Raw genomic sequence first — 13,492 nt, 5'->3', positions numbered from 1 at the left:
CACCCCCGTCATGCTGAACTCGTTTCAGCATCTCCAGTCTCGCTTACAACACTCAAAAGAAAGAGACCCTGAAACACGTTCAGGGTGACGTTTTACCGGGGAGAGGCAATGGATCATCGGAAGGGACAACCACTCGCACGCGATGCCATGGCCTATGTGCTGGCGGGCGGTCGCGGCAGCCGGCTCCACGAACTCACCGATACCCGCGCGAAGCCTGCGGTCTATTTCGGCGGCAAGAGCCGGATCATCGACTTCGCGCTGTCGAACGCGCTCAACTCGGGCATCCGCCGCATCGGCGTAGCGACGCAATACAAGGCGCACTCGCTGATCCGCCACCTCCAGCGCGGCTGGAACTTCCTGCGCCCCGAGCGCAACGAAAGCTTCGACATCCTCCCCGCGTCGCAGCGCGTCTCGGAAACGCAATGGTACGAGGGCACGGCCGACGCCGTGTACCAGAACATCGATATCATCGAGAGTTACGGCGTCGAGTTCATGGTCATCCTGGCCGGCGACCATATCTACAAGATGGACTATGAGATCATGCTCCAGCAGCACTGCGACAGCGGTGCGGACGTGACCGTCGCCTGCATGGAAGTGCCGCGGATGGAGGCGGTCGGCTTCGGCGTGATGCACGTCGACGAGACCGACCGGATCATCGATTTCGTCGAGAAGCCCGCCGATCCGCCTGCCATCCCCGGCAACCCCGACGTCGCGCTGGCGAGCCTCGGCATCTATGTCTTCAACACGAAGTTCCTGATCGAACAGCTGAAGCGCGACGCCGCGACCCCCGGCTCCGATCGCGATTTCGGCAAGGACCTGATCCCCTATCTCGTCGAGCACGGCAAAGCGCAGGCGCACCGCTTCTCGTCGAGCTGCGTCCGTTCGGCGACCGAGGCGGGCTCCTACTGGCGCGACGTCGGCACGATCGACGCCTATTGGGAAGCGAACATCGACCTGACCGACGTCGTTCCCGAGCTGGACCTCTACGACCGCAGCTGGCCGCTGTGGACCTATTCGGAGATCACGCCGCCGGCCAAGTTCGTCCACGACGTCGACGGCCGTCGCGGTTCGGCGGTCGCCAGCCTCGTCGCCGGCGACACGATCGTGTCGGGATCGTCGATCCACCGCAGCCTGTTGTCGACGGGCGTGCGCACCCACAGCTTCGCGATGCTCGACGAGGCGGTGGTCCTGCCCTTCTGCCACATCGGCCGCGGCGCCCGCCTGCGCCGCGTGGTCATCGACCGCGGCGTGGTGATCCCCGATGGCCTGGTCGTCGGCGACGATCCGACGCTCGACGCCACCCGTTTCCGCCGGACGGACAAGGGGGTGTGCCTGATAACCCAGCCGATGATCGATCGGCTGTGAGGGGGATGGGTCTCCCAAACCTCCCCGGCACGGGGAGGGGGACCGCTCGGCGTCAGCCGAGTGGTGGAGGGGCAGTCACGAGGGCCAGCGCTGCTTGGCTGCCCCTCCACCAGCCTGCGGCTGGTCCCCCACCCCGTGCCGGGGAGGAATGAGCTTGCTGCAAGCCCTCTCCGTCGCTTCCGAAGCCTACCCCCTCGTCAAGACCGGCGGGCTCGCCGACGTCGTCGGCGCGCTGCCGGCGGCGCTCGCCCCGCATGGCGTCGCCGTCACCACCCTCATTCCGGCCTATCCCGCGCTCGCCGCCGCGACGAAGGGGGCGCAGATGCTGCACAAGTGGGCCGACCTGCTCGGCACGCCCGCGCGGCTGCTCGGCCTGTCGGTCGGCGGCCATCCCTTTCTCGTCCTCGATGCGCCAGCCCTCTTCGCCCGCCCCGGTGGCCTCTACGGCCATGACGACGACTGGCGCCGCTTCGCCGCGCTCGGCCGTGCCGCCGCCGACATCGCGACCGGCATCCTGCCCAAGCGCCGCTTCGATCTCGTCCATGCCCACGACTGGCAGGCGGCGATGGCGGCGGCCTATGTGCGCTACGCGCCGACCGGCCCCGATCGCCCGCGCAGCGTCGTCACCATCCACAACATCGCCTTCCAGGGCCAATTCCCCGCCACCATCTTCCCCGACCTCGACCTGCCCGACGAGGCCTGGGCGGTGGACGGCGTCGAATATTACGGCGGAGTCGGCTTCCTGAAGGCCGGGCTGGAAGCAGCGGACGCGATCACCACCGTTAGCCCGACCTACGCCGCCGAGATTCGCGAAAGCCGCTTCGGCATGGGGCTGGAAGGACTGATCCAGGCGCGCGCCACGCGCGTCAGCGGCATCGTCAACGGCATCGATCCGGCGGTCTGGAACCCGGCAACCGACGCCGCCCTGCCCGCGCGCTATACAGCGCGCACGCTGGCGAAGCGCCGCACCAACAAGCGTAGCCTCGAACGCGCCTTCGCGCTCGATCGCGACGACGGCCCGCTATTCTGCGTCGTCAGCCGCCTGACCTGGCAAAAGGGCATTGACGTCCTCGCCCAATGCCTCGACGGCCTCGTCGCCGCGGGCGGTCGCCTCGCCCTGCTCGGTTCGGGCGACGCGCATCTCGAGGACGCCTTCCGCGCCGCCGCCGAGCGCCATCCGGGGCGGATCGGCGTCGTCATCGGCTATGACGAGCCCTTGTCACACCTGCTCCAGGGCGGCGCCGACGCGATCCTCATCCCTTCGCGCTTCGAACCTTGCGGCCTCACCCAGCTCTACGGCCTCGCCTATGGCTGCATCCCCGTGGTCGCGCGCACCGGCGGCCTCGCCGATACGGTGATCGACGCCAACCAGGCGGCGCTGGCGGCGGGCGTCGGCACCGGCTTCGTCCACACCGACGTCGGCGTCGAAGCGCTGAATCACGCCATCGCTCGAGCGATTGCCGCTTATGCCAGCCCGTCCGTCTGGACGCAGCTGCAGAAGAACGCCATGCGCGCCGACTTCTCCTGGGGCGACAGCGGCCGCCGCTACGCCCAACTCTATGCCAAGGTGACCAGCGCCCTATGACCGTGACGACGCATCCGACGACGCCGTATGACGGCCAGAAGCCCGGCACCTCGGGCCTGCGCAAGAAGGTGAAGGTCTTCCAGCAACCCAATTATGCGGAAAACTTCATCCAGTCGGTCTTCGACGTCGTCGAGGGCAAGGAGGGCGCGAGCCTCGTCATCGGCGGCGACGGTCGCTTCCTCAATCGCGAGGTGATCCAGCAGGCGATCCGCATGGCCGCCGCCGCCGGCTATGCCCGCGTGATCGTCGGGCGCGGCGGCATCCTGTCGACCCCTGCCGCCAGCAACCTGATCCGCCTGCGCGGCGCGAGCGGCGGCCTTGTCCTGTCGGCGAGCCACAATCCCGGCGGCCCCGACGAGGACTTCGGCATCAAATACAACATCGCCAATGGCGGCCCCGCGCCCGAGGGCGTGACCGAGGCGATCTATCAGCGCACTACCACGATCGGTCGCTGGCAGGCCGTCGACGGTCCCGACATCGACCTCGACCAAGACGGCGAGGTGCGGGTCGGCGGCATGGTCGTCGAGATCGTCGATCCCGTTGCCGATTACGCCGCGCTGATGGAGCAATTGTTCGACTTCGCCGCGATCCGCGCCGCCGGGCTGACCGTCGCCTTCGACGCGATGAGCGCGGTTACCGGCCCCTATGCGACCGAGATCCTCGAACGTCGCCTGGGCTTCGCGCCCGGCACGGTGCGCAACGGCAAGCCGCTGCCCGATTTCGGCGGCCATCACCCCGATCCCAACCTCGTCCATGCGCGCGAGCTGTACGACCACATGATGGGCCCGAACGCGCCCGACTTCGGCGCGGCGTCGGACGGCGACGGCGACCGCAACCTCATCATCGGCCGCGGCCGCTTCGTGACGCCGTCGGACAGCCTCGCCATCCTCGCCGCCAACGCGCATCTGGCGCCCGGCTATGCGGGTGGCCTGAAGGGCATCGCCCGATCGATGCCGACCAGCGCCGCCGCCGACCGCGTCGCCGCGAAGCTCGGCATCCCGGCGTTCGAGACGCCGACCGGCTGGAAATTCTTCGGCAACCTGCTCGATGCCGGCATGGCGACGATCTGCGGCGAGGAAAGCGCCGGCACCGGCTCCGATCACGTCCGCGAGAAGGACGGGCTGTGGGCGGTGCTGCTGTGGCTCAACATACTCGCGGTCTGCGGCCAATCGGTCGACGCGATCGTCCGCGAGCATTACGCCACCTACGGCCGCAACTATTACGCCCGGCACGACTATGAAGGCGTCGAGACGGAGCGCGCCGATGCGCTGATGGCCGAACTGCGCGGCAAGCTCGCCGACCTGCCCGGCCAGCGGTTCGGCGACCTCGTCGTCGAGGGCGCCGACGACTTCGCCTATACCGATCCCACCGATGGCTCGGTCAGCCGCAACCAGGGCGTGCGCGTGCTGTTCGAGGGCGGCAGCCGCGTCGTCTTCCGCCTGTCGGGCACCGGCACCAGCGGAGCAACCTTGCGCGTCTATCTCGAGCGCTACGAACCCAGCGACATCGACGGCGACACGACGGCCATGCTCCAGAGCATCGTCGACGCGGCGGAGGACATCGCCGGCATCAAGCGCCATACCGGTCGCACCCAACCGGACGTCGTGACGTGACGACTCAAATCCTCCCCGGCACGGGGAGGGGGACCGCGCCGCATAGCGGCGTGGTGGAGGGGGGCCAGCCCCAAACACCATCGCCCGCCGAAGCGCCCCTCCACCAGCCTGCGGCTGGTCCCCCTCCCCGTGCCGGGGAGGACTTACTTGGCGCGCATGTCGAGGGCGATGCGACCCACTTCGCGGTCCATTCGACAGCGGACGGCGTCACCCTTTGCCTGTTCGAAGGCAATACCGAACGCCAGATCCCGATGCAGCGCACCGGCACCGTCTGGCATGCCGCCACCACCGCCCCGTCCGGCACCCGCTACGCCTATCGAACGGCGAACGACCCTGCGAAGCTGCTCGTCGATCCCTATGCGATCGAGCTCGACCGCCCCTTCGCCTACGACCCGGTGCTGGGCCAGCCCGGCGCCGACACGTCGGCGCTCCTGCCGCGCGCGATCGTCCAACCGCCCGCCGACGCCACGGAGCCGGCCCCGCCCCTCTTCACCCCCGGCGGCCTGATCTACGAACTCAACGTCCGCGGCTTCACCATGCTTCATCCCGACGTGCCGGAGGCGACGCGCGGCACCATTGCCGCGCTCGCCCACCCCGGCGTCATCGCTCACCTGCAAAAGATCGGTGTCGCGGCGGTCGAGCTGATGCCGATCGTCGCCTGGATCGACGAGCACCACCTGCCCGCGCTCGGGCTCACCAACGCCTGGGGCTACAATCCCGTCGTGCCGATGGCGCTTGACCCTCGGCTGTGCCCCGGCGGCCCCGAGGAGCTGCGCCGGACCATCGCCGCGCTCCGCGAGGCCGGGATCGGCGTCATTCTCGATCTCGTCCTCAACCACACGGGCGAGAGCGACCTCCACGGTCCCACGCTATCGATGCGCGGCCTCGACGACGCCGGCTATTACGCCCGCATCGCCGACGGCACGCTGATCAACGACACGGGCACGGGCAATACGCTGGACTTCGCCAACCCCGTCGTCCGCCGCCTGGCGCTCGACACGCTGCGCCACTTCGCGCGGGCCGGTGTCGACGGTTTCCGCTTCGACCTTGCCACCGTCCTTGCCCGCGGTCCCGGCTTCGATCCCCAGGCCCCGATCTTCGCCGAGATCGCCGCCGACCCTGTGCTGTCGACCCGCGTGATGATCGCCGAGCCCTGGGACATCGGCCCGGGCGGCTATCAACTTGGGCATTTCCCCGCCGACTGGCTCGAATGGAACGACCGCTATCGCGATGACGTCCGTCGCTTCTGGCGCGGCGACGGCAGCGCGGGCAGCCTCGCCACCCGCCTCGCCGGCTCCGCCGACTGGTTCCCCGCCGGCACCCGCAGCGTCAACTTCCTCGCCGCGCACGACGGCTTCACCCTCGCCGACACCGTCGCCTACGAACAGCGCCACAACCACGCCAATGGCGAGGAAAACCGCGACGGCCACGGCGACAACCACGGCTGGAACAACGGCGTCGAGGGGCCGACCGACGATCCCCGCATCCTCGCCGCCCGCGATGCCGATCGTCGCGCCCTTCTGGCAACGCTGTTCGCCTCGCGCGGCACGATTATGCTCACCGCCGGCGACGAATTCGGACGCAGCCAGCAAGGCAACAACAACGCCTATGCGCAGGACAACGCGATCGGCTGGGTCGACTGGCAGCACCGCGACACCGCGCTCGAGGATTTCGTCGTCGCCCTCGCCGCCTTCCGCCGCGACGCCGGCCTGACCGATCCGGCGCTCCCCGCGGATGCCGAATGGCGCACCCTCGACGACCGCGTCATGCACCCCGGCGACTGGAGCCACGCCGAAGGCTTCGCATTGCGCTGGCGCCGCGACGGCGAGACCATCACCCTGCGCATCGACCGACGCGAGCGCCGCGTTACCCTGTCCCGCGCCACGCTGCTGGAGAGCACGCCATGATCCGCCCGATCCTCGCCGCCGCCGCGACTTTGCTCGTCGCCGCCACCCCGCTGTCGCCGGCGCAGCGCTTCGGCCGCTTCTATCACGACGTCGAGATGGCCCGGCTCTATCCCGACTCGAAGACCTTCGCTGACGCCCAGCCCCGCCGCCCCGATGCCGCCATCCTCGCCGCCTACCAGGCCTGCGCCTGCGCCGACGACAAGGCGAAGCTCAAGGCGTTCGTCGAGGCGAATTTCCAGCTCCCGGTCACGCCCGCCGCCCCGCCGCCCGCCCGGCAGCTCCCGCTCGCCCAGCATATCGATGCGCTGTGGCCGCAGCTGACCCGCACCCTGCCAACCGTCCCCGCCGGCTCCTCCGCCCTGACGCTGCCGCGCCGATTCGTCGTTCCCGGCGGCCGGTTCCGCGAGATGTACTATTGGGACAGCTGGTTCTCGATGCTCGGCCTGCCGATCGCCGGGCGGCAGGATCTGGTCGAGGACATGGTGGTCAACTTCGGCAGCCTGATCGATCGCTACGGCCATATCCCCAACGGCACCCGCAGCTATTACCTCAGTCGCTCGCAGCCGCCGTTCTTTTACCTGATCGCCGGCATGTCGAAGGACGAACGCACGCTCGCCGCCCGCACGCGCCAGCTTCGCGCCGAGCATGATTTCTGGATGGCCGGCGCCGATACGCTGAAGCCTGGCCAGCAATATCGCCGCGTCGTCCGCCTCGCCGACGGCGCGCTGCTTAACCGTTACTATGACGACCGCGCCGACCCGCGCGACGAAAGCTATCGCGAGGATGTCGAGTTGGCCGACGCGACGCCCGGCCGCGATCGCGCCCAGCTCTACCGCGACCTGCGCGCCGCGGCGGAAAGCGGCTGGGACTTCTCGTCGCGCTGGCTGGGCGACGGCAAGAGCCTGGCGACGATCCGCACCACGCGGCTGGTCCCGGTCGATCTCAACAGCCTGCTCTACGGCCTTGAGAATTCGATTGCCGAGAACTGCCGCCGCCTTGCCGACAGCGCCTGCACCACCCGATACGCGGCCCTGGCAAGCGCTCGCGCCACCGCGATCATCCGCCACCTGTGGAACCCGGCGGGTTATTGGGCCGATTACGATCTCGACACGGCCCGCGTCTCCGACCAGCGCACCGCCGCCATGGCCTTCCCGCTGTTTGCCGGCATCGCGACCCGCGATCAGGCCCGTGCCACCGCCGCCGCGTTGTCGCCGCTGATCGGCGAGGGCGGCCTGCGCACCACCTTGCTCAAGACCGGCCAGCAGTGGGACAACCCCAACGGCTGGGCGCCGCTCCAATGGATCGCGATCACGGGCCTGCGTCGCTACGGTGAGACGATGGCCGCCGACCGGATCAAGGCCGGCTGGCTCGGTTCGGTCACCCGCGCCTATGCCGAAACCGGCAAACTGCTCGAGAAATACGACGTCGCCGAGCGCCGACCCGGCGGCGGCGGCGAATATCCCAATCAGGACGGCTTCGGCTGGACCAACGGCGTCACGCGCGCGCTGCTGGCGGAGGGGCGGTAGGGACACGCCGACCACTCGCCGTCATGCTGAACTCGTTTCAGCGTCTCGGGAGAGGGAGCCCATCCTCTCCAAGAGATGCTGAAACAAGTTCAGCATGACGGGGGATGGCTGTGCGCGTCGCCCAGCCGATAGCCTGGACCTACTTCCCGCCCTTCAGCGGCGCCACCGCATCGCGGCCGAACTGCATGATCAGCTCGCCGATCTCGCGCGCCTGCGTCATCGATCGCTGGCCCTGGTCGCGCAGATAGTCGCCCTGGATCTTCATCACCTCGGACAGATCCTTCGCCTGCGCGGCCCGGCGCATGGCGGCAAAGGCTTCCTGCGCATTCGTCTCGGCCTGGTCGATCATCTTCACGCCGATCGTCGAGCCGCCCTCGGCCATCTTCTGGCCGGACGCCTTCATCTTCTCGCCGGCGCGCTTGGCGGGGTCGACGACCTTGTCCTGAAACGTCTCGCGCGCCTGCTCGGCACCCGCGCGCATCTTGTCGGCGGTATTCTTCGCAGCCGTCGCGGCACGATCGGTCGCCGCCTTCGCCGCGCCTGCGGCCTTGTCGGCACCAGCCTTGATCTCATCAGCCATATCTTGCTCCTCTGGGGCGCCCCACCTTGATCGATGCTGCACCCGCGTCCGGTGCAGCGCAAGTCACGCGATCACTTGCCGAAACCGAACACGTCCTGGTGGAAGCGGCCGGTCGACATCATGTCCTCGAGCCACGCCGACCCTTGCGCATGCTCGTTGCCGCGCTGCTGCATCTCGATTCGGATCAGCGTGTCGCGAACGGCCGGCGCCATGAAACGGCCGTCGCCGCACAGATAGACGCTGGCCCCCGCTGCGATCGCCGCCCAGACCCGCGTCTGCTCGGCCCACAGCGCGTCCTGGACGAAGCGCCACGGGTGGCTCGGCACCGCGGAAAAGGCGGTGAACAGCTCGACGACGCCGTCCGCCTGCCACCGCTCCATCTTGTCGCGGCAGAACCAATCGTGGTCGGGGTGGCGACAGCCGAAGAACAACAGGCTGCGTCCCACCGCCTCGCCCGCCGCCCGCTGCGCGCTGCGTTCCTGCAGGAAGCCGCGCAGCGGCGCAAAACCGGTGCCGGGGCCGATCAGCACCATCGGCACGCTCGGATCGGCGGGCGGGGCGAAGGGCGGGTTGGGCCGGCGGACATAGCCGAAGACCCGGTCGCCCGCGCCAAGTCCCTGCATGTGGCTCGAAGCGAAGCCACGGTGCTCGCCGAGCCCCGACCACGCCGGCGCCGCCATCGTGCCGACGATCAGGTCGGCAACGTCGGGGCTGACGAGCGGCGACGAGGCGATCGAATAGAAGCGCGGCGCAATCGCCGCCGACAGGTCGAGCAATTGCTCGAGCGTCGGCTCGACCGCCGGATGCGCATCGAGCAGGTCGAGCAGCGTCAGCCGCTTGTCGGCGACGGCGGCGTCATAGTCCGCCTCCAGCGCCTCGAGCCGCCCGCGCGTGTGCGGGCAAGCGGTGGACGTCGCCAGCACCGTTAGCGCCCGCCGCGGCGCTGGGTCGGACAGCTCGACGAAATCGCCCAGCAGCTGCGCGACCGTCATCGTCTGGCCGAGCGGCAGGTGCCGGAATCGCCCGCCCTGTCCGTCGAGCCGCACCTGTGCCGCGCCGTCGATCCCGAGCCGCGCCAGCGCGCGCTCGACCTGTTCGGGCCGGTTGCGCGCATAGACCGCGATATGGTCGCCGGTATGATACTGCTGCCCCGCCGGCAGCCGCACCCGGATCAGCCGCGTCGACGGCCGGGGCGGCTCGACGGTGAAGTCCCACAGTCCGTCGGCGGGCCTGACCAGCTCGTCATTGGCGACGATCTCGAGTGGCTGGGCGTGATCGGGCAGCACCCGCTGCCGCGCCTCGCCCGTATCGATCATCGTCACCGCCAGCGACGACGCCGTCTCGCTCGGCGCCGACTCGCTACCGAGCGCGCGCCAGAGGTCGCGGACGAATCCGGCGACAGCGCCGTCGAAGTCGCCCTGACCATCGGCCTCGGCACGCGGCATCAGCCGCGTCGCGCCGGTCGCCTCGATCGCGGCATCGACGCGGCGCGGAAACGCCTGGAAGTTGGGCCATTGCGAATTGCCGATGCCCAGCACCGCAAACCGCGCGCCGCTCCAGTCGACGCCCTCGAACGCGCCATCGTCGAGCGCCTGCTCCACGGCCACCGCGCTGTCGGGGGCGCGGCCATTGTAGGTCGCGGTGACGATCACGATCACCCGGTCCTCGGGCATGCTGCCGGCACGCAGGCTTTCGTCCATCGATCGTACCGCGACGTCGAACCCGTCGAGCCGCGCTCGCTCGGCGATCTCCTCGGCGATGTCACGCGCCGTGCCGAGCGACGAGCCGTACAGCACCGAGAACCGCTGCCCCGCCCCGGCCACCGGTCCGACCGTTACCGCGTCCTCGACCACCGGCGCCTCGCTCACCAAAAGCCGCTCGTGCGGCTGGCGCAGGCGGACGCGCATGTAGAATTCGTCGGGCTTGATCGACAGCGTCTCCTTGATCCGCAGCCGATAGGCATGGGGATCGCTGATGGCAAAGGCGCGTAGCATCATCGCCAGCGCGATCTTCGCCTCGACCATCGCGAACTGCCGCCCGATGCAGGCGCGCTCGCCGTTGCCGAACGGCTTGTAGGCATGGGGATACCGCGCGGCTTCAGCATCGGGCAGCCAGCGGTCGATGTCGAACTCCTCGGGGTCGTCCCATGCCTTCGAGCTGCGATGAAGACCCGGCGTGAAGACGTTGATCGGCCGGTCCTTCTTCATCAGCCACCGGCCGCCGATCACCTCGTCCTCGAACGGTGCCAGGCTGAACGCGGGCGCGGTCGGCCACAGCCGCAGCGCTTCCTTCAGCACCCGTTCGCACACCTCGAGCCGCGCGACATGCGCGAAGTCGGGGCGGGTGTCGCCGGGCAGGACGCGATCGACCTCGGCGTAAGCTTGCGCCAGCACCGCGGGATTGCGCAGCAGATAAGCGAAGGCGAAGGTCAGCATCCCGCTGGTCGTCTCATGCCCCGCGATCAGGAAGGTCAGCACCTGATAGCGGATGTTGACGTCGTCGAGCCGCTCGCCCGTCTCGGGATCGGCGGCGGTCAGCATCAGGTTGAGCAGGTCGCGCCCGTCGGTCGGGTTCACCCGGCGGTCGGCGATGATGCCGTCGACCAGCGCGTTCATCTCGGCGATGTCCGCCTCATACTGCGCCTTCGCCTTGGTCGCGAAGCGGTTCTGCACGGGCAGCCGGGTGATCGTCGACAGCGCCTCGCCCAGCGCGCGGCCGAGCGCCTGGAGGAAGCTGTCGAGTTCCTCGCGCTCGAAACTGTCGAAGCGGTGGCCGAAACCGGCGATCGCGATCGAATCGAGCGTCAGCCGGGTCATGTCGTCGGCGACCAGCACGTCGGTGCCGCTCTTGCGCGACCATTTGGCGACCAGCTGGTCGCACACCTCGACGATCATCTCGAAATAGCCGCGCATCGCGCGCTGGCTGAACGCGGGCAGCAGGATGCGGTGCGCCTTGCCCCAGTTGGGTTCGTCGCCGAACGCGGTGAACAGCCCGTCGCCGGCGAACTTGCGCACCACCCGCAGCCCCGGCCCCGGCATCTTGCGGAACCGCGTCTCGTCGCACAGCTCGGCGACCAGATCGGGATCGGTCACGAACAGCGACACGCGGCTGCCGAAGCGCAGCTTGAAGATCCCCTCGGGCGACCGCCGCGATACCTCGAGCAGCTGCCCGACCAGCCCGGTGCGCGCGATCTGGTGGAGATGGCCGATCACCGGCAGGGCCCCCGCCGCGAGTGGCACGCTCACCGTCTTCGGCACGCTCGTCATTCCGATCCCTCGCCTCGTTTACACGCAGCGTGCCATGGAAGTGCCTGGCCGCGCTACCTTGTACCATAACGGATCAGAAGGGCGATCCGCCCGATTGCCAAGCCGGGCGGCTTTGCTAAGCGCACCGCCATGGCTCCGCACAGCGACGCCCCCCTGTCGGCCGAGGATATCCGCCGCGAGCTGCTCCATCGCGCCATCGCGCTGGGCGAGGAACTGGTGCGCCTGGCCGACGATCTCGGCGAACCGGTCGCCGGCAATCATATTTGCCAGGGCATTGAGATGATGCGGCTTTCCATCGCAACGCCGCGCTGACTGGTCAGAAGTCGCTCAGGCTCGCCGCGACCAGCGCCGCCGCCGCTTCGGTCAGCGTCGGCCGGCTACCGTCCTCGATCAGGCCGCGGCCGACCAGCACGTCGATCCAGCGCTCCCCCGCCGCCGCCGTCACGCCCGCTTCCGCCACCGCCTCGCTGCGCGTCAGCGTCCGCCCCTCACCCGCCGCGACATAGAGCGCCAGCAGCATATCCCACGCCGGATCGGCGAACAGGTCGGCGTTGGCGCCCGCCGCCGCGCGCCGTGTCGCGCGATGGCGGCGCAGCAGCTGCGCACGCTCGTGATCGCTGACCTTCGCCGGCCCCGCCGGGAGCGTGAACTCGCCCCGCGTCGCCGCGATCGCACGGACCCGGCCGAGGGCGTCGGCCAGCCGCGCGAAGTCGGCTCGGTCGCGATCGGGCCAGCGCAGAAGTTGTATGTCGGCGGTCATGATCGAAAGTCCGGATGCAACGGCGATCCCGTTCGATCGCGTTCGAAGCGACGGTCAGCCATGCCCCCGCACGCCGTAGCCGTCGCCCATGATGTTATCGTGGGATAAGTTATCAATCCGTTCGCCATCCGGCGCCGCCGCGGCGTCGCCAGTCTTGTCGTCCGATGCTCGGGAGCGCCGCCCCGCCACAACGCGCAACCACCGCCCGCCTTCCTCATGGAGCCGAAAACGACGGTCAGCAGCACGCGATACCCCTATGTGGCGAGACGACGCCGCCCTCGCCGCCTTTTCAGGCGACCCGGCGGGGCGGCGCCGTGCCGGCGCCTGCGCCCCTGTTCTGATCCCGCCGCACGCGGCGGTGCGATACCCCGCACCGCGCGTTGAAAACCCGGCTCGACACCCTCGACCGCAACGATCCCTCCCTCGCCGCAATGACGCTGACGGCTGTCCGCCCCGGGCAGGCGGCGTGCAGCGTCAAGCCGCCGCCGCTGCGCCCGGGACACAGGCGCGAAAGCACCTGCCAGCGCCGTCATCCCTGCCGGGGCGACGCCGCCGTCCGCTAGCCGTGCTGAATCACCCCCTATTTTGTCGGGTCAGCGCCAAGTCACTGACGTGGCTCGGGTTTCGCCCTAGAGCTGGTGACAGATGTCATCATCGACCGCGCCGCGACAGTGGCGCCCGGCATGGCGTTGGGCCAGCGCGATCCGGTCCGCTTCGGCGGCATCGGGCAGGGGCATCAGCCGATGGAACAAAGCGGGAGCGCTCGTCGTGCGCGATTGCGGCCGCGATGCCCTTTCCCCTGCGCCTACCTCTTGCTAAGGCCGCTCGCGACCACTCTGCCTGGCGCGCCCGCGCGGCACCTGCCGCCTCCCCGCGTGCGCCGGGCGTCA

10 protein-coding genes are annotated in these 13,492 nt (G+C 69.4%); 6 read left to right on the top strand and 4 right to left on the bottom strand.

What is annotated here, in order from left to right; all coding sequences use genetic code 11:
* The first annotated feature begins 108 nt into the window (after positions 1-108).
* The 5 genes from glgC (at position 109) to treA (ending at position 7,996) form a co-directional block, all read left to right on the top strand.
* Positions 109-1,365: a glucose-1-phosphate adenylyltransferase gene (gene glgC / locus GGQ80_RS06710; RefSeq protein ID WP_183983127.1), complete on the top strand. Its 1,257-nt coding sequence runs from the start codon at positions 109-111 to the stop codon at positions 1,363-1,365.
* A 148-nt stretch (positions 1,366-1,513) separates the two neighbouring features.
* Positions 1,514-2,950, top strand: coding sequence for a glycogen synthase GlgA (gene glgA / locus GGQ80_RS06705; protein ID WP_183983126.1), 1,437 nt, complete (start codon positions 1,514-1,516; stop codon positions 2,948-2,950).
* Entirely contained in the window at positions 2,947-4,563 is a 1,617-nt protein-coding gene (locus GGQ80_RS06700; RefSeq protein WP_183983125.1) for an alpha-D-glucose phosphate-specific phosphoglucomutase, read from the top strand. Before glgA ends, GGQ80_RS06700 begins: the two co-directional genes overlap by 4 nt.
* Positions 4,560-6,470, top strand: coding sequence for a glycogen debranching protein GlgX (glgX, locus tag GGQ80_RS06695; protein WP_343050905.1), 1,911 nt, complete (start codon positions 4,560-4,562; stop codon positions 6,468-6,470). The genes GGQ80_RS06700 and glgX overlap by 4 nt, the downstream gene beginning before the upstream one ends.
* Complete coding sequence (gene treA / locus GGQ80_RS06690) at positions 6,467-7,996, top strand: alpha,alpha-trehalase TreA (RefSeq protein WP_183983124.1); 1,530 nt, start codon at positions 6,467-6,469, stop codon at positions 7,994-7,996. Before glgX ends, treA begins: the two co-directional genes overlap by 4 nt.
* Positions 7,997-8,135: 139 nt before the next feature.
* On the opposite strand, the gene GGQ80_RS06685 is transcribed toward treA, so the two are convergent.
* Positions 8,136-8,576 carry a phasin family protein gene (locus GGQ80_RS06685; protein WP_246346921.1) on the bottom strand — a complete coding sequence of 147 codons (441 nt, stop codon included), beginning with the start codon at positions 8,574-8,576 and terminating at the stop codon, positions 8,136-8,138.
* Between the two features lie 71 nt (positions 8,577-8,647).
* Positions 8,648-11,842, bottom strand: coding sequence for a bifunctional cytochrome P450/NADPH--P450 reductase (locus GGQ80_RS06680; RefSeq protein WP_183983123.1), 3,195 nt, complete (start codon positions 11,840-11,842; stop codon positions 8,648-8,650).
* 129 nt (positions 11,843-11,971) lie between these two features.
* Between GGQ80_RS06680 and GGQ80_RS06675 the strand changes: the two genes are divergently transcribed.
* Positions 11,972-12,154 (top strand): hypothetical protein, encoded by a 183-nt coding sequence (locus GGQ80_RS06675; RefSeq protein WP_183983122.1) that lies wholly within the window; start codon positions 11,972-11,974, stop codon positions 12,152-12,154.
* A gap of 4 nt (positions 12,155-12,158) precedes the next feature.
* On the opposite strand, the gene GGQ80_RS06670 is transcribed toward GGQ80_RS06675, so the two are convergent.
* Positions 12,159-12,602 carry a hypothetical protein gene (locus tag GGQ80_RS06670; RefSeq protein WP_183983121.1) on the bottom strand — a complete coding sequence of 148 codons (444 nt, stop codon included), beginning with the start codon at positions 12,600-12,602 and terminating at the stop codon, positions 12,159-12,161.
* Positions 12,603-13,231: 629 nt separating this feature from the next.
* Positions 13,232-13,354 (bottom strand): hypothetical protein, encoded by a 123-nt coding sequence (locus GGQ80_RS18605; RefSeq protein WP_281375350.1) that lies wholly within the window; start codon positions 13,352-13,354, stop codon positions 13,232-13,234.
* Positions 13,355-13,492: the final 138 nt, after the last annotated feature.

Origin of the sequence: Sphingomonas jinjuensis (assembly GCF_014197105.1) — a bacterium.
Taxonomy (GTDB): Bacteria; Pseudomonadota; Alphaproteobacteria; order Sphingomonadales; family Sphingomonadaceae; genus Sphingomonas; species Sphingomonas jinjuensis.
The sequence above is the reverse complement of the archived record's forward strand: the minus strand, read 5'-3'. Positions and strand labels throughout refer to the sequence as shown.